Annotated in this window: 18 protein-coding genes; 14 read left to right on the top strand and 4 right to left on the bottom strand. The window is 54.5% G+C overall.

The features are described 5' to 3' along the window. Positions 1-15: 15 nt before the first annotated feature. From ACY9XZ_RS20850 to ACY9XZ_RS20870, 5 genes are all read left to right on the top strand, one after another. Positions 16-579, top strand: coding sequence for a TATA-box-binding protein (locus ACY9XZ_RS20850; protein WP_435069844.1), 564 nt, complete (start codon positions 16-18; stop codon positions 577-579). Between the two features lie 64 nt (positions 580-643). Beyond that, complete coding sequence (locus tag ACY9XZ_RS20855; protein WP_435069761.1) at positions 644-934, top strand: NADH-quinone oxidoreductase subunit J; 291 nt, start codon at positions 644-646, stop codon at positions 932-934. 129 nt (positions 935-1,063) lie between these two features. After that, positions 1,064-1,366: an NADH-quinone oxidoreductase subunit NuoK gene (gene nuoK / locus ACY9XZ_RS20860; RefSeq protein WP_435069763.1), complete on the top strand. Its 303-nt coding sequence runs from the start codon at positions 1,064-1,066 to the stop codon at positions 1,364-1,366. Positions 1,367-1,681: 315 nt separating this feature from the next. Next, positions 1,682-2,059: a methyltransferase family protein gene (locus ACY9XZ_RS20865; RefSeq protein WP_435069846.1), complete on the top strand. Its 378-nt coding sequence runs from the start codon at positions 1,682-1,684 to the stop codon at positions 2,057-2,059. Further along, positions 2,056-3,231, top strand: coding sequence for an NAD(P)/FAD-dependent oxidoreductase (locus ACY9XZ_RS20870; protein ID WP_435069765.1), 1,176 nt, complete (start codon positions 2,056-2,058; stop codon positions 3,229-3,231). Before ACY9XZ_RS20865 ends, ACY9XZ_RS20870 begins: the two co-directional genes overlap by 4 nt. Here the strand turns inward: ACY9XZ_RS20870 and ACY9XZ_RS20875 are convergent. From ACY9XZ_RS20875 to ACY9XZ_RS20885, 3 genes are all read right to left on the bottom strand, one after another. Next, positions 3,220-4,215: a universal stress protein gene (locus ACY9XZ_RS20875; protein ID WP_435069768.1), complete on the bottom strand. Its 996-nt coding sequence runs from the start codon at positions 4,213-4,215 to the stop codon at positions 3,220-3,222. The two genes, ACY9XZ_RS20870 and ACY9XZ_RS20875, sit on opposite strands and share 12 nt — an antisense overlap. 256 nt (positions 4,216-4,471) lie before the next feature. Then, positions 4,472-5,659 carry a cystathionine gamma-synthase gene (locus tag ACY9XZ_RS20880; protein ID WP_435069770.1) on the bottom strand — a complete coding sequence of 396 codons (1,188 nt, stop codon included), beginning with the start codon at positions 5,657-5,659 and terminating at the stop codon, positions 4,472-4,474. Continuing rightward, positions 5,656-6,642: a PLP-dependent cysteine synthase family protein gene (locus ACY9XZ_RS20885; protein WP_435069772.1), complete on the bottom strand. Its 987-nt coding sequence runs from the start codon at positions 6,640-6,642 to the stop codon at positions 5,656-5,658. Before ACY9XZ_RS20885 ends, ACY9XZ_RS20880 begins: the two co-directional genes overlap by 4 nt. A 369-nt stretch (positions 6,643-7,011) precedes the next feature. Between ACY9XZ_RS20885 and ACY9XZ_RS20890 the strand changes: the two genes are divergently transcribed. The 9 genes from ACY9XZ_RS20890 to ACY9XZ_RS20930 all read left to right on the top strand — a co-directional run bounded on the left by ACY9XZ_RS20890 (position 7,012) and on the right by ACY9XZ_RS20930 (position 13,087). Next, positions 7,012-7,506 (top strand): DUF411 domain-containing protein, encoded by a 495-nt coding sequence (locus ACY9XZ_RS20890; protein ID WP_463458865.1) that lies wholly within the window; start codon positions 7,012-7,014, stop codon positions 7,504-7,506. A gap of 52 nt (positions 7,507-7,558) precedes the next feature. Continuing rightward, entirely contained in the window at positions 7,559-7,930 is a 372-nt protein-coding gene (locus tag ACY9XZ_RS20895) for a hypothetical protein (RefSeq protein ID WP_416010421.1), read from the top strand. A gap of 7 nt (positions 7,931-7,937) precedes the next feature. Beyond that, positions 7,938-8,819: a class I SAM-dependent methyltransferase gene (locus ACY9XZ_RS20900; protein ID WP_463458866.1), complete on the top strand. Its 882-nt coding sequence runs from the start codon at positions 7,938-7,940 to the stop codon at positions 8,817-8,819. Positions 8,820-9,168: 349 nt separating this feature from the next. Continuing rightward, positions 9,169-9,309 carry a YHS domain-containing protein gene (locus tag ACY9XZ_RS20905; protein WP_310901586.1) on the top strand — a complete coding sequence of 47 codons (141 nt, stop codon included), beginning with the start codon at positions 9,169-9,171 and terminating at the stop codon, positions 9,307-9,309. Positions 9,310-9,390: 81 nt separating this feature from the next. Continuing rightward, positions 9,391-9,984, top strand: a complete 594-nt coding sequence (locus tag ACY9XZ_RS20910; RefSeq protein ID WP_310901585.1) for an AsnC family transcriptional regulator — start codon at positions 9,391-9,393, stop codon at positions 9,982-9,984. 12 nt (positions 9,985-9,996) lie between these two features. Next, positions 9,997-10,635 carry a MaoC/PaaZ C-terminal domain-containing protein gene (locus ACY9XZ_RS20915; RefSeq protein WP_310901584.1) on the top strand — a complete coding sequence of 213 codons (639 nt, stop codon included), beginning with the start codon at positions 9,997-9,999 and terminating at the stop codon, positions 10,633-10,635. A 348-nt stretch (positions 10,636-10,983) separates the two neighbouring features. Further along, positions 10,984-11,604, top strand: coding sequence for an ATP-binding cassette domain-containing protein (locus ACY9XZ_RS20920; protein ID WP_435119907.1), 621 nt, complete (start codon positions 10,984-10,986; stop codon positions 11,602-11,604). Positions 11,605-11,717: 113 nt separating this feature from the next. Beyond that, positions 11,718-12,338 carry an ABC transporter permease gene (locus ACY9XZ_RS20925; protein WP_463458867.1) on the top strand — a complete coding sequence of 207 codons (621 nt, stop codon included), beginning with the start codon at positions 11,718-11,720 and terminating at the stop codon, positions 12,336-12,338. Beyond that, positions 12,335-13,087 carry an ABC transporter permease gene (locus ACY9XZ_RS20930; protein WP_463458868.1) on the top strand — a complete coding sequence of 251 codons (753 nt, stop codon included), beginning with the start codon at positions 12,335-12,337 and terminating at the stop codon, positions 13,085-13,087. The genes ACY9XZ_RS20925 and ACY9XZ_RS20930 overlap by 4 nt, the downstream gene beginning before the upstream one ends. 135 nt (positions 13,088-13,222) lie before the next feature. Here ACY9XZ_RS20930 and ACY9XZ_RS20935 read toward each other — a convergent pair whose 3' ends face one another. Next, positions 13,223-14,071, bottom strand: coding sequence for a plastocyanin/azurin family copper-binding protein (locus ACY9XZ_RS20935; RefSeq protein WP_463458869.1), 849 nt, complete (start codon positions 14,069-14,071; stop codon positions 13,223-13,225). Positions 14,072-14,179: the final 108 nt, after the last annotated feature.

Here is a 14,179-nt window from a genome sequence, read left to right on the forward strand (position 1 = left end):
ACAAGTCAAAAAACCATGTCTGAATCGAAAGAAACGCTCGAAATCCAGAACGTGGTAGCTTCAACCGAACTAAGTCAGGAACTGAAGCTAGAGCAGTTAGCCGACGATCTTCCCACTACAGAATATCGGCCAGAGTCCTTCCCGGGGCTGATCTTCCGCACCCAATCACCCAAAGCAGCCACGCTTATTTTCCGTTCCGGGAAAGCTGTCTGTACTGGTGCAAAAAGTGTTAGAGACGTTAATAAGGCGCTAGAAGTCGTTTTCAACGAATTACAAACACTCGGAATCACTATCGAGAGTAGCCGTGAAGTACAAATCCAGAATATAGTTTCAAGTGGGGATCTCGATCATCGACTGAATTTAAACGCTATCGCAATTGGAATCGGGCTGAAGAATATTGAATACGAGCCGGAACAGTTTCCTGGTCTTGTTTACCGACTAGAGACACCAGACGTCGTAATATTACTGTTTGGAAGCGGAAAGGCAGTGGTCACGGGGGCAACCAGTATTGGGGAAGCTGAGCTGGCATTCGAGACTGTAGAATCGGAATTACAGGAGTTAGACCTGATAAACAAATGATGGCACCCAAAGAATCTCAGCCAAAGTGGTCGCGTCAATATAGCAATTGCTGGGGTGGTGATAGATGACCCAACATCTCGAACTGCTTGTGTTCGTGTTTTTCGCATTGGTCACTCTCGGAAGTGCCCTTGCGATGGTTCTCGTTGAGGATATGTGGCACTCCGCGTTACTAATGGGGATAACACTTCTGAGTATTGCAGTACATTACGTGATGCTCCAGGCTGAGTTTGTCGCTGCAATGCAGGTCCTCGTGTACGTCGGCGGTGTACTCATCCTGATCAGTTTCGCTGTGATGCTCACACGAAAGGGACCAACGTCTGAAGTTCAATCTCGAGGTGCTAGCAACGATGACTAAATTGCTCTCTTTCCAAAATGAAGCAGGTCCTTTCAAACGGGGGCGATCTCGAGGTATGGTGGCCCAGAACCAGCAGTTGGCCTCCCGTCGGTGGAAAGCAGTTCGAGACATAATGTGGGTGATGTACTAATGATTCCAGTTCAATACTACCTATTACTGTCGGCAGGACTGTTCAGTATCGGATTATTTGGGATTTTGACCCGGCGAAACGCGTTAATGTTCTTGATGTCCGTCGAACTAATGCTTAATGCAGCTAACATAAATTTTGTTGCCTTCTCATATCAATGGGGGAATCTCACAGGGCAAACGTTCAGCCTCTTTGTCATAGCCCTCGCTGCTGCGGAGGTTGCCGTCGGACTTGGAATCATTCTTGTCCTGTATCGGAATTTCAAGGGTCTCGATGTCACAAAGGCGGCAACGATGCGTTGGTAATTTTCAAAATATATGATTCATAATATACCGAACTGGAACGGGACGATTGCCCATTCTGGAGGGTGGGCAATCGCGTTGATCGTTATCGTGCTAGTTTCGTGGGTATTCTATCGCTATTTCGCACCGCAAAATTGGCGGGAATGGGCTGGTGCTGGAGTTGTACAGGCCTTCGTAATCGCGTTGTACGCTGAAATGTTTGGCTTCCCATTGACAATTTACCTACTGATTCGCTACTCTGGCCTAGATCGCGAGTATGTCAGCGCAAATCTCTGGTCTACATTGGTTGGCGTAGGTGAGACCGGTATGATTATCTCTATGACACTGGGATATGGGCTGGCATTCGTTGGAATTGGCGTCTTCATTCAAGGATGGAGGCAAGTCCATCAGGCGCGACAAGATGATCAGCTGGTTACTAATAGCCTATACAGCGTAGTACGACACCCACAATACACTGGCTTGTTCATTGCTCTTTTCGGTGAAGGAATTATTCACTGGCCAACAATATTTTCGGTCGGTTTATTTCCTGTTATTGTTCTGACGTTCACATGGTTAGCACGAAAAGAGGAACACGAAATGTCCGCCCAGTTTGGAGATCGCTACCGGACATATAAACAAGACGTTCCGATGTTCGTTCCCCATATTGGACAGTGGCGTCGGTTTCTCAACGAATCACGATCAGGACCTAACCAATGACCCAATCATCCAGAACTGCGATAATAGGAGGGGGAATGGCCGGACTTGCAGCAGCAGCAGGATTTGACGACGCTGGATTCGACGTCGAACTGTATGAGCGCCAGTCCTACGAGAGCAAACGCGTTAATTGCGGAGAAGCGATGACAGTAGTATCAAAGATCCCGCTCGAGCCGACTGTAGAGAACGGCTTTCTCAATCCGCTGCCAGCGATGGAAGTGGAGGTGTATGACGGAATCGACGCCGATCGCCGACGCATTGGAACCGGCACTTTTCCCGCTTCGGATACATATATAACGGACCGAAATACCGTTGAGCAGTCGTGGGCAGAACAACTCTCAGAGAACGGTGTTAGCATTCATGAAAACCAGTCAATCACCCGGGCAGATTTCCACGAGTTCACTGAAGAGTATGATCTTGTCGTTGATGCAACCGGTCAGCCATCACTCTCTAGTAAAGCGCTCGGAACAACTGACGAGTATTCAGGATATATGGTTGCGCTCAACAGTGACGTTGAAGGAGACTTTACCGAGCTATACCCGAACAGCCGGATTGTTCTAGAGAACTATACCGGGTACTCGTGGGCATTCCCGAAGACATCGCAACGAGCCAACGTTGGTATCGGCTGGACGGTCAGTGATCGGCCTCGTGATTATATGAATGCTTTTAGAGAAGCGTGTGAGCGGAATGGGTGGCCGATCCCGTCGCAAGAACAGACGAACGTCGCCATCATCCCGGAGGGACCCAGTCTCGATCCCGACAGAACCTATCTACCGGAGCATTCCGTCGTACGGGTTGGTGATGCTGCGGGGATCGCAAACCGACTCACTGGAAAAGGAATTTCACAGGCCGTTGAATCAGGATATTTGGCCGCAGAGCTGGCTAAAAACGGCCAGTTGCACAAGTATCCCGACAGCTTATATCAGAGGATGAAAACGGAGTATGTATTCGCCACTGTTGTGAGATATTTTCTTGAAACTCGAAATTCGAAGGTTCTGGGAGCAGCAATTCGTGCCGCTGCCGGGATCGATATTGAAAACGTTGACCGGTCTCCGAGCACAGTTCTACTGCGTCTCCTTCGCCACCCTGGTTTATTCGTTTGTATCTTCTCGAGACGACGAGTTTTAAACCGTGTCTATGGGGGAATGACCAACCAGTGGGAGTTAATTGATTGACTTTCTTTTCTGGTTGGACTTCCGAAGAAACGTGTACGGATGCTTTTTCAATTCCGCTGTCGGGCGGTTAATCGTCAACACAGGGCAATCTGCTTTTTCGATCACTCGATCTGAAACACTCTCCTGTAATAGTCGGTGAATGCCAGTCAATCCTCGTGTCCCCATTGCAACAAGGTCGATGGTATTCACCTCTGTATATTCGAGGATCTCCTGCTGAGGTCGACCATAACTCAACGTAGTTCGGACAGGAACGTCCAAGGTTGCTGCCTTCTCCGCAATGTCATCTAAGAGTCTATTTCCCCGCTGTTCCCAAGCGTCAGTAACCTCTCCCCACGTGAATCCAGGGCGACTCACATAGGACTGTTCGTCAATAACAAGAAGTCCATGTAGGGTCGCATTATGCCGTTTGGCAATTTGTAGTCCATGTTTGAACGCAACAGACGCCTCATCATACCCATCCGTAGGCACGAGAATATCGGTGAACTGGCTGGTAAATGAACCCCCAATCGGATCAGAAGTGTCCTTATCAGGTATCGTCAAGACAGGAAGAGGAACATTTTGAATAATATGACTTGAGACGTCTCTCCGAAGAACTCGTGCTAATCCACTTTGTTCAGATTTCTGGTGTACAAGTAAATCAATATCATTCTCTTCAGCGTACTGCTGAATAACACTTGGAGGGCGCCCACTATCTACTGCTGGTATCACATTGAGTCCGAACGAGTGGGCCTGATCCACCACGGGTTCAATTACCGCTGCTGCGTCCCACTCTGCTTGATTAGTGACTTGTTCGGATTCCAGTTCTGTGCGGTCCTCATCTTGAATAAATAGTACGTGGAGGGCCGCATCATATGCTTTTGCAAGTGATAGACTGTATTGGACCACTGAGTCCACGACGTCAGTTTCGTGGAGTGGAATGAGTATCTGGTCGTACAGGTTGATATCCGGACCTTCTCGAACTTCTAGACGGGTGGTGGCGCTCATATATATCTATACGTAACGACGATTTACCGCGTTTTCTGTTAAGAATCGAAACCGCGTGAACAGTCTCCAAGGTGAGGGTTCGAGACTTTTATTTTGGATAACTCGCCTTGATATCCTCCTCCGGCTCAAGCCGGAGGAATCCTAAGCGTTGGAATATAACACTCCTATTTGATAAAGGTGCGAGATCAGGAATATCTGACGCACAGAAATACAAGAGGAAGCCTACAGCCCCACAATAGCAGTATCCGCTAAGAAATCACGACTGCTCTGCGGCTGCGAAAGCCTGTTCGAGATCGGCCCGAAGGTCGGTAACGTCTTCGAGGCCGACGCTTATGCGGACAAGGTCGTCAGTGATACCTGCGTCCTGTCGTACCTCACGAGGCACTGACGCGTGAGTCATCGTTGCAGGCTGTTCGATAAGACTCTCGACGCCCCCGAGGCTTTCCGCCAGCGTGAACACCTCGGTCGCGGAAACAAGTGTCTCCGCCATCTCCAGCGTGCCGTCGAGTTCGAAGCTCAACATCCCCCCGAAGTCGTCCATCTGCGTAGCGGCGAGGTCGTGTTGCGGGTGGGAATCCAAACCTGGATAGTACACTCGGTCGACAGCTGGATGGGCGTCGAGCCACGCCGCCAGGTCGCGGGCGTTCTCACAGTGTCGCTCCATCCGGACGGAGAGAGTCTTCGTTCCACGGAGGATAAGGAAACACGCGAACGGATCCGGCGTCGCCCCCACGCTGTTCTGATAGAATCCCAACTGCTCGTCCAGACGCTCGTCGTCGGTTACGAGCGCGCCGCCGACAACATCAGAGTGGCCGCCGAGGTACTTCGTCAGCGAGTGAGCAACGATATCCGCGCCCAACTCTAGGGGGCGCTGGAGATACGGCGTTGCGAACGTGTTGTCCACGGCACAGAGAGCGCCGCGATCGTGAGCAATTTCCGCGATGTCCGCGATATCGACGACCTGCATAAGTGGATTCGTGGGCGTCTCGAGCCACACGAGTTCCGTCACCGGGGTGACTGCCTCTGCGACTGCGTCGCGGTCGGTCGTGTCGACGAAGTCGAACGCGAGGTCGTAATCCTCGTAGACCTGCGTGAATAGCCGATGGGTCCCGCCGTAGACGTCTTCGCCGACCACGACGTGATCGCCTGCTTCGAGCAGATTCAGGACAGTGTTGATCGCGGCCATCCCGCTGGCGAACGCCCGCCCGTACGCTCCGCTTTCGAGGCTGGCGAGGTTGGCTTCCAGTGCTGCCCGCGTCGGGTTGTCGGTCCGTGAGTACTCGTAGCCACGGTGATCGCCGGGCGCGTCCTGGGCGAACGTCGAGGAGGCGTAGATGGGCGTCATGACTGCCCCGGTATCCCGGTCCGGACGCTGGCCTGCGTGGATCGCCCGCGTGTCGAACCGGCCAGCGTCGTGCGTCTCGTCCCGCTGGTCGTCGCTCATGCTTTCCCCTCCCAGGTCTCGAAAGAACCGTAGATGTGCTTCGAGAGGTACCGTTCGCTGCCATCGGGAAACACCGTAACGACAGCCGGTGCTGGGAGTTCGAGTTCATCAGCCGCGGCCTCCTCGGCGACCTCGCGTGCAGCGACGCTCGCCGCACCCGAACTGGAGCCGACGAGATGCCCCTCCTCAGCGGCGAGTCGGTTCACTTCGGCATGTGCGTCCCGGTCGCTAACCGTCCGAATGTCGTCGATCGCATCTGGATCTAACAGTTCGGTCACGTCCGGGTCGTGTGTGCCGATGCCTTCGGTCTTGTATGGTGTCTCTTCGCGTTCTCGGTTCAGGAGTTCGCCAAACGTCGAGCCCTCCGGTTCGACGGCTACGACGTGGACGTCGGGGACACGCTCGCGCACGGCCCGAGTGATTCCCATCAGCGTCCCGCCGGAACCGACGCCCGCAACGATTGCGCCGACGTGCTCGCCGAGCGTATCGAGGATTTCCTGGCCCGTCGTCTCGTAGTGGGCCTCTACATTCAACGGCGTCGAAAACTGCTGCGGAACGACAGCATCCTCATGTTGGTCGGCTATCTCGTTGGCCGTTTTGGCCGCTTCGCTCATCCCCGCATCACCGGAGACGTGAACGATCTCCGCACCGAGCGCGGCCATCAGTCGTTCTTTCTCCTCGCTGAACCCGCGGGGAACGACGAAGATCGTCTCGAGGCCGAGTCGAGCGGCGGCAATTGCCATTCCGATGCCGGTGTTTCCGGCTGTGGGCTCGACGATCGTGCCGCCAGGTGGAATATCGTCGCGTTCGAGGAGTCGTTCGAGGATGTGCTTGCCGAATCGGTCTTTCACGCTGCCGCCGGGATTGAACGTCTCCAGTTTCGCGTAGACGGAAACGTCGCTAGGCGTCGCGTCGAGTTCGACGATCGGGGTGTTGCCGATTGTTTCGAGGAGCGATGCGTCGGAGTCGGTGTGACGAGTCATCTCTCTGGGTCATATGGGGGCACTCTGTGGCCGGTACGCTCGCTGACGGAAATTCGTCAACAACAGCAACAGCCCGAAGACCCAGCGCAGAAACAGTCCGCGATGATCGCAGTACGAGAGTGCAGTCGCTGTGTCACCCGCCGCTGCCGGCGGGACGCCGAGCCGTGATCGCGGGCACGCCATGATAGAACGGTCACGGCAGTTCCCTCGACCGATGGGGCTCGCCTCATAAGAAGGACTATGAGGCGCTGTCTTTTGTGGTTTCCTCTTTGAAACTGAAAGTCAGCACCGCCGTCCTACCCGAATCCGTTCTCAATGCGCAGGAAAGGTCGACGTACAATAAACACCCCCGACCCAAGTGACGAACATATGGAACGGGCCGTACCTCGCCGCGGACTACTACGGGTCGGTGCGACGACAGTCGCACTCGGAACCGCCGGTTGTTTGGGATCATCGAGTGGGGATGAGTGGGATATCGAGGGAACGCTAGCGGTGACGAACGCCCAACAATACAGTTCACCAGGCTGTAGCTGTTGTGGAAAATATGCGTCGTACCTGCGGGAACAGCTCGACACGACGCTCGGGGAAACCGAAACCGAGGACGTGACGGATCTCAAGCGCCAACACGGTATTCCATCGGATCTACAGAGCTGTCACACACTCGTCCTCGACGAGTACGTCGTCGAAGGACATGTTCCTGCCGAGGTTATCGCGACGATGCTCGAGGAAGAGCCGGCGATTGACGGCATCGCGTTGCCCGGGATGCCGGCTGGATCGCCGGGAATGGGCGGGACGAAGTCCGACACATTCACCGTCTACAAACTCGGCGGCGGAAAGACAGGTGACGTGTACACCGAAATCTGAACAGAAAACACCTGGTCAAGATACTTTGGGACGGCAGTCGACAGCCTGAACGATGATTCGACGATTCCTCCACGATCTCGGATACGTGCTTGCGTACGTCCTTTTCCTCGGCGCGAATACGCCAGAATCGGTCGTCACCCGTCTTCGCATCGCATATCGCCTTGTCGGTGTTCGGATTGTCGAGACGCCACAGGTCGATTCGGTCGAACGGACGATCTTCCTGTGTCCGTACCGAAATCTGGGCACTACGTGGGTTAGGGAGAAGTGGATCTGTCACGACATCCTGGACCGCGTCGACGACGGATACGTGACGTATCTCCGACGGCACAAAGGAATCGACTATCAGCGTCCTCGCGGGTGTGCTGACCTCGCGTACTGCGACGAATCCGAGTACTGCTATTCGGAGGTTTCCGAACTCGAGTAGGTGACCGATGGATCAAAGTACTCTACGCAACCGGATCACCGACCAGTTCTCCTACCGCGGCGAGCGAGCCGATATCTGGCGGGCGTTCGACCTCCTGTTCGATACTGACGAGTTCCTCAATCTCGGCTACTCGGAGTGGTACCAGCCACATATAGCCGGTTCGAGTCAACGTCGCCTCGTCACGGAAGTCGGCTCGAGGGTCGCGTCGCACCTACCCGCAACGGACGGAGTGCGCCTCCTCGATGTCGGCTGCGGTCGGGGGGGTCCAGCCCTCCACCTCGCCGATCAGTTCGGCTTCAACGTCACTGGTGTCGACCTCGTTCCGTACAACATCCAGATGGCAACCGAGAACGCACGGGGTAAGCACCTCGATTCCGAGTTCATCATCGGTGACGCGACACAGCTCCCGTTTACCAGGGACTCGTTTACCGCGTGTACAGCCATCGACGCGCTCGTATACCTCCCCGAGCGGAATCGCGTTTTCGCTACAGTCGCAGATACCCTCGAACCCGAGGGGGTTCTCGTAGTCTCCGATCTCGTGATGCAGTCAGACGTGACTGAAACGGAACGGAGATTGGTCGATTCATTTGCGGATGCGTGGGATATGCCGTCCTTGGGTACTGTTGAAGGATACAAAGCCGCTCTCGACGAGACGAGCTTTGAGCTCAAAGCGGTCGAAGATATCACGAAACACAGCGTCGGACGCTTCCAAAAGTGGACGACGCTGTACCTCCAGCTACTCACGAGCCCCCTCCGGGCTCTCATTGAACGACTGTTAGGAGCGTATGATCTCGATCCCGCAGCGATTACTGAGCAGGTGAGGAAGGCTCACCACGCGCTGCCGTTCTTGCAACACGTTATCTTCGTTGCGGAAATAGAGGCCACTTGACTGCTACTCGCACGGCGCAAGAAAGAATCAAATCGTCATGTCGACGCTTGAGCAGCCACGAATTTGGATGGACCTGTGGGATCTTCACCGCCCGTGATTGTCGTGTGGTGGATCGTGACCCATAGATTTAGAATTGGTTCAGACTCCAGTATTTATATAGGACACAGATAGGAATCCGTTGGTATACTCGAAGGATAGTTCGGGATTGTGAGGTACTAATCGTTGATTGCGGAGTCGGACAAGCAAAACCGTTCAGCACGGCGCAAATCGCTATGTATCCCGACTTTGGATTACTAAGAACAAATTGCTTGGTTCAGGCCCTCGTACCATTGATGTGGGGTGAAACCGAATGGCAACTGACCCAGTCTGTGGAATGGACGTCGATGAAAAGGATGCGGCGGCCACAGCTGAGTACGACGGTCAGACGTACTACTTCTGTGCCGAGGGCTGCAAGGAGACGTTCACCTCGACACCGGAGGAGTACGTCTAACCGTCACACCCCACACCTGCGTCGTAGCTCCCCCACACCCACCCCCATCCACCCGATCCCTTACCCCCATTCCGCCTTTCGATGACCCAACCAGAAATTGACGACACGGATCGCGAAATCCTCCGTCTTTTAGCGGAGAACGCGAGACGACCATACAGCACTATTGCTGAGGCAGTAAATCTTTCAGCCCCGTCCGTTTCAGCACGCGTCCGTCAGCTGGAGCAAGATGATGTCATTCGTCGATTCACCGTTGATCTCGACCTCACACAGTACGAAAACCGGATACACGTCATGGTGCGGCTCCGGTCTGAACTTGGGAAGACAGATTCACTTCGAGAATCGATCCTCAAGGCCCCATACGTAGAACACGTATTCACAACTGCTGAGGGCGAGGTCGTGGTTGTTGCGACACCGCCGCGGACTACGGTCGGAAACTGGGTGCAGCACAGTCTACCACTGAGTGACGTGCGACGATACGACGTGCAACTGCTGTCAAGTGCCACCCGTTCAGCCTATGCCAACGGTACTGAATCCGTACTTACGTGCGCACACTGTGGAACCACTATCAGCGAAGACGGACTAGCTACCCGCGTTGGTGGATCACTCCAGCAGTTCTGTTGCAAAGACTGCGAGACCGCGTTCAAAGGAGAGCACGAGAATCCCCAAGAAAAGTAGAACTACAGATCAATGCCTGTTGACCCCGTCTGTGGGATGGAAGTCTCACAAGAAACTGCCGACCCGACTATCGAACACGACGACAAAGTGTATCACTTCTGCTCGGAAGACTGTCGAGCAGTGTTCGAGGAAGTACCTGAGAAGTATACCGAAACGCCACATCCGCATCTCGTTGAATCGGGAGGAATGACGCTCCCCCGAGTGCCATACGGTCGAGCCACTGGAGAGTTCGATCTCTCGATAACCGACCCATCTTCACTTAGCACGGGAGATAGTGTTCGCTTCTCGAAGACGATCACAGACGAGGATGTTAGGAAATTTGCAGAGGCGACCGGAGATACAAACGCGGTCCATCTCAACGAGGCATTCGCTGAAAAGACCCGGTTTGGCCACCGCATCGCTCATGGAACGCTCGTCTCGGGAATGATAAGTGCTGCACTCGCGTGCTTTCCCGGAGTCACGATCTATATTTCCCAGAATTTAGAATTCCGCCGACCAGTCAGCATTGATGACACCCTGACGGCCCGATGTGAGATCACCGACGTTCTCGATAACGACCGATACAAACTCACAACACAGATCGAAGATGATAGTGGAAGCCTCGTTCTCGATGGGGCAGCCACCGTTCTGATCGATCCCCTACCGGACTGAATCCGGTAGGGCTGTCGTGTTGACCACGGCGAGATTCCCGAGACCGTCGTATGACATCTGTTGTAGACCAACTCGGAGGCCCATCTAATCAGAAGGGGTATTCGATTCGATAAGTCCGAAAACTCGGCCATCACAGGATAGTGCGGAGGAAATACTACTATTCAGGGTCGCGTTGACAGTGTTGTTTTGGATTTGAAAGAGTAATCGCAGTGAATTAGGAGCGTGTACATGTAGCTGACTATGGGATCATCCACAGCTACTACGCCAGAAGGGAACAGTAGTGAGATACTCGTTCGTGCTGAGGGAATCGAAAAAACGTACGGGTCAAGACTCCCATTCACACGATCTGTGACCGTCTTGACCGGTGCAGATCTCGAAATTCGGACGGGGGAAATCGTCGGCATCGTCGGCGCAAACGGGTCGGGAAAATCCACGCTCATGAACATCCTCGTCGGTGTCCTCGAACAGGATGGCGGAACAGTCGAACGGACGGGAACCGTTGGCTGGTGTCCGCAGGAACCACTGCTTTACGACCGCTTGACGGTCGGAGAGACGTTCCGATTGTTCGGTTCCGGATACGGAATGACCGCCGAAGAAATCGACGAGGCCAAACACCACTTGGCGTCGAAACTCGATTTCGAGCAGTACCTTGACTACCGAATCGACCAACTCAGCGGTGGAAACCGGCAGAAAATCAATCTGAGTATCGCCCTGATGCACGACCCCGACGTCCTCATGCTGGACGAGCCTTACACCGGATTTGACTGGGAAACGTATCTAACGTTCTGGGATCTCGCTGAGGAACTCGCTGCCGACGGAACAGCTGTCACGATGATTTCACACCTGATCGAAGAGCAAAGTCGTCTCGACCGCATCTACGAGGTACGTGATGGACAGGTCTACGACGTGACTGACCAGGAAGGCGAGACTGATGCAACGGCCAGTGAACGGGGGGGAAGAGACCGATGAATAGGGTTTGGACGGGGATCCGGACGAACGTCTCCACCTTCCTCAGAACCCCCCTGAATGTTGTCCTGGCACTCCTCCTTCCGGTTGTCGTTATCGAAGGCTGGGGACAAGCAATGGCTGGGTTACCAAGTATGCCGACGGTCGAGGCGATTCCGATCGAGCTAGGTCGCCTCCTCGGAGCGATATTCGGGGTCGCCATCATTGCCGGCCTGATGGGACTCGCGCAGATGATTAGTGCGCGTGCAGCCGATCGGCGACTCGTTCAGACAGGCTATCCACCCCGAACACTGCTTGCGACTCGATTAGCGACGCTCGGAGGTGTGACCGTCGTCGTGGCTGCCGTAAACTACGGCGTTCTCTGGCTGACGATTTCACCGGAAGCCCCTGTCCTGACGTTCGTATTCCTCGTACTTGCCGGCCTCGTCTATGCGTTTCTTGGCGCACTCGTCGGGGCGCTCCTTCCACGACTGTTCGAAGGCTCGCTCGTCGTGGTGTTCCTTGCGATGATGGATGCGTTCCTCAGTGGCGACAGTCCGCTGACCGCCGACGTTCCCGAGTTCGTGGAGTACTTCCCGCTCTATCATCCAAAGGAACTCCTTCAGGAGGCGATGTTCCAAGGCACATATACGACGGGTGATCTCGGCTTCGTCGCCGGATACCTGCTAGTCCTGCTTGTACTCGTCACCGCAGTGTTCGGGATAACGATGCGCACCAATGGTGGGTGGTCGGCATGAACCGTACGACAACGGCGTTCACAATCGGCATCAAAGAACAGGCGCGAAACTACGTCCTCGTCGCTCTACTGGTCGTCTTACCGGTTTCGTTCATCACGTTGGCGTTCGCAGTCACCCAAGATGTCGAGATGCCGGTTCGGACGCTCGTCGACGGTGAGACGGCGACGGTCATGCGGGGGATGCCTGAGGTCCACGGCGTGATCATGACGCCGATTACGAGCGCCCTCATCGCCGGACTCGCCGGGTTGTTCCTGATGCGAGAAGCCAAAGACACGGATGGGCGTCTGGCAGTCGCCGGCTATCGTGCATGGCAGGTGATCGCTGCCCGGTTTGGGGTTCTCGCAGCAATTACTCTCATCGTCACCGGTGTCTCAGTTGGTGTGATGCTCGTCGATTTCCAGCCCGAGTATCTCTGGTGGTTCGTCGCAGCGATGCTCGTCGTCTCGGTCACGTATGGTCTCATCGGGATGCTCGTCGGGGCCGTCTTCGACCGTCTAGCCGGGATGTGGCTAATGCTGATTCTCCCGATGCTCGATATCGGACTGTTTCAGGATCCGCTGTTTATTCAATCTGAACCTGATTGGTGGATGAAACTCTTTCCGGGCTATTGGCCAGTCCGTGTAATGGTCGATACCGGACTCACAACCGACGTAGATACGGCTCTCTCGTTGGTGTGGGCTACTGGATATCTTCTCCTCGTAGCCGTGCTCGCAATTGGTGTTTACTACCGAGCCACACAGGCGAGTTGATCACAAGAGAAATCAATCATAAATGGAACAAAACAGGTCACGGGATCGTTCTGAAATCAAAGGTATCGGTGAGGGCGGTATTCTCTAATTCCCGAATCACTTGACCCCGGTGAGTTCACCCTCTCACGGTGGCAATCAGTTGGAGATGTCCTCATCAGTAGCATCTAATCGCTCACGGCGACGTCTATACTCCTCCTCGTCAATTTCGCCCCTGGCATAGCGGTTCTGGAGCGTTTTTCTGGCTGAGTCGTCGGTAGTCGATTGAGGAGATTTTTGGTTTCCAAGCCAGTAGAGCCCGCCACCGAGAACGCCCAGCATTCCGAGTACGCCACCAACAGCTGGTAGCCCTCCAACTCCACCTCCGTTGCGGCCACTCATCATTCCAGAACCACCTCGTCTCATCATTCCACCACCAGTATTCCCGCTTCCATCGCTGCTTGAGCCGTAGGCGACTGTACCCTGGTCAACAATCGCCTCACTCGATGGGACCTCTCCATCCGGGATTGAACCCTCCTCTGCCGGTCCGCCAGGACTGCCAACCACGATCCGTCCGACCATCCCAATCGACTTGTGCGGGATGCAGTAGTAATCATACGTCCCTGGCGTTTCGAACGTATATTCGAAGCTCCCGTCTGAGATCGTCCCACTATCGAAGGCGGAAGCGCCCTCCGGAATACGATCTGCGTACGCCGTAGCGGAATGTGCCCCCGCTGCGAGTTCAAATTGAACGGTTGTCCCGGGATCAACACGTAGGCCGATTGGGTCGAAGTAATTGTTTCCCATCTCCACGATGGGCGTCTCCTGTGCGTTCGCTGACTGAGCAAAGCCGGTGCTGGCGACTGCGCTGGCACCGACAATGCCTAAGAATTGACGTCGGCTGTGATGTGTCATGTGGTCTGTATCATTCGTCAGGGGGTAGCTACGCGCGATACTGGTGCGAAGACTTCGGACGTGACTCACTCCGAACTTGTCGTTTGTTCCCATTACTACTCACAACCATATGCTGAATCGAGCACACCATTTCGATGTAACGGAACGATGCTGCCGAACGGTTGGTTTCGATACCCTCGAGTCGATCCGCAGGTGTTCAAA

The organism is Haloarcula sp. HT12 (assembly GCF_055271655.1).

Coding starts and splice junctions, on each gene's coding strand:
- ACY9XZ_RS20850 (WP_435069844.1), top strand. CDS start 16: ATGTCTGAATCGAAAGAAACGCTCGAAATCCAGAACGTGGTAGCTTCA.
- ACY9XZ_RS20855 (WP_435069761.1), top strand. CDS start 644: ATGACCCAACATCTCGAACTGCTTGTGTTCGTGTTTTTCGCATTGGTC.
- nuoK (WP_435069763.1), top strand. CDS start 1,064: ATGATTCCAGTTCAATACTACCTATTACTGTCGGCAGGACTGTTCAGT.
- ACY9XZ_RS20865 (WP_435069846.1), top strand. CDS start 1,682: ATGACACTGGGATATGGGCTGGCATTCGTTGGAATTGGCGTCTTCATT.
- ACY9XZ_RS20870 (WP_435069765.1), top strand. CDS start 2,056: ATGACCCAATCATCCAGAACTGCGATAATAGGAGGGGGAATGGCCGGA.
- ACY9XZ_RS20875 (WP_435069768.1), bottom strand. CDS start 4,215: ATGAGCGCCACCACCCGTCTAGAAGTTCGAGAAGGTCCGGATATCAAC.
- ACY9XZ_RS20880 (WP_435069770.1), bottom strand. CDS start 5,659: ATGAGCGACGACCAGCGGGACGAGACGCACGACGCTGGCCGGTTCGAC.
- ACY9XZ_RS20885 (WP_435069772.1), bottom strand. CDS start 6,642: ATGACTCGTCACACCGACTCCGACGCATCGCTCCTCGAAACAATCGGC.
- ACY9XZ_RS20890 (WP_463458865.1), top strand. CDS start 7,012: ATGGAACGGGCCGTACCTCGCCGCGGACTACTACGGGTCGGTGCGACG.
- ACY9XZ_RS20895 (WP_416010421.1), top strand. CDS start 7,559: ATGATTCGACGATTCCTCCACGATCTCGGATACGTGCTTGCGTACGTC.
- ACY9XZ_RS20900 (WP_463458866.1), top strand. CDS start 7,938: ATGGATCAAAGTACTCTACGCAACCGGATCACCGACCAGTTCTCCTAC.
- ACY9XZ_RS20905 (WP_310901586.1), top strand. CDS start 9,169: ATGGCAACTGACCCAGTCTGTGGAATGGACGTCGATGAAAAGGATGCG.
- ACY9XZ_RS20910 (WP_310901585.1), top strand. CDS start 9,391: ATGACCCAACCAGAAATTGACGACACGGATCGCGAAATCCTCCGTCTT.
- ACY9XZ_RS20915 (WP_310901584.1), top strand. CDS start 9,997: ATGCCTGTTGACCCCGTCTGTGGGATGGAAGTCTCACAAGAAACTGCC.
- ACY9XZ_RS20925 (WP_463458867.1), top strand. CDS start 11,718: ATGGCTGGGTTACCAAGTATGCCGACGGTCGAGGCGATTCCGATCGAG.
- ACY9XZ_RS20930 (WP_463458868.1), top strand. CDS start 12,335: ATGAACCGTACGACAACGGCGTTCACAATCGGCATCAAAGAACAGGCG.
- ACY9XZ_RS20935 (WP_463458869.1), bottom strand. CDS start 14,071: ATGGGAACAAACGACAAGTTCGGAGTGAGTCACGTCCGAAGTCTTCGC.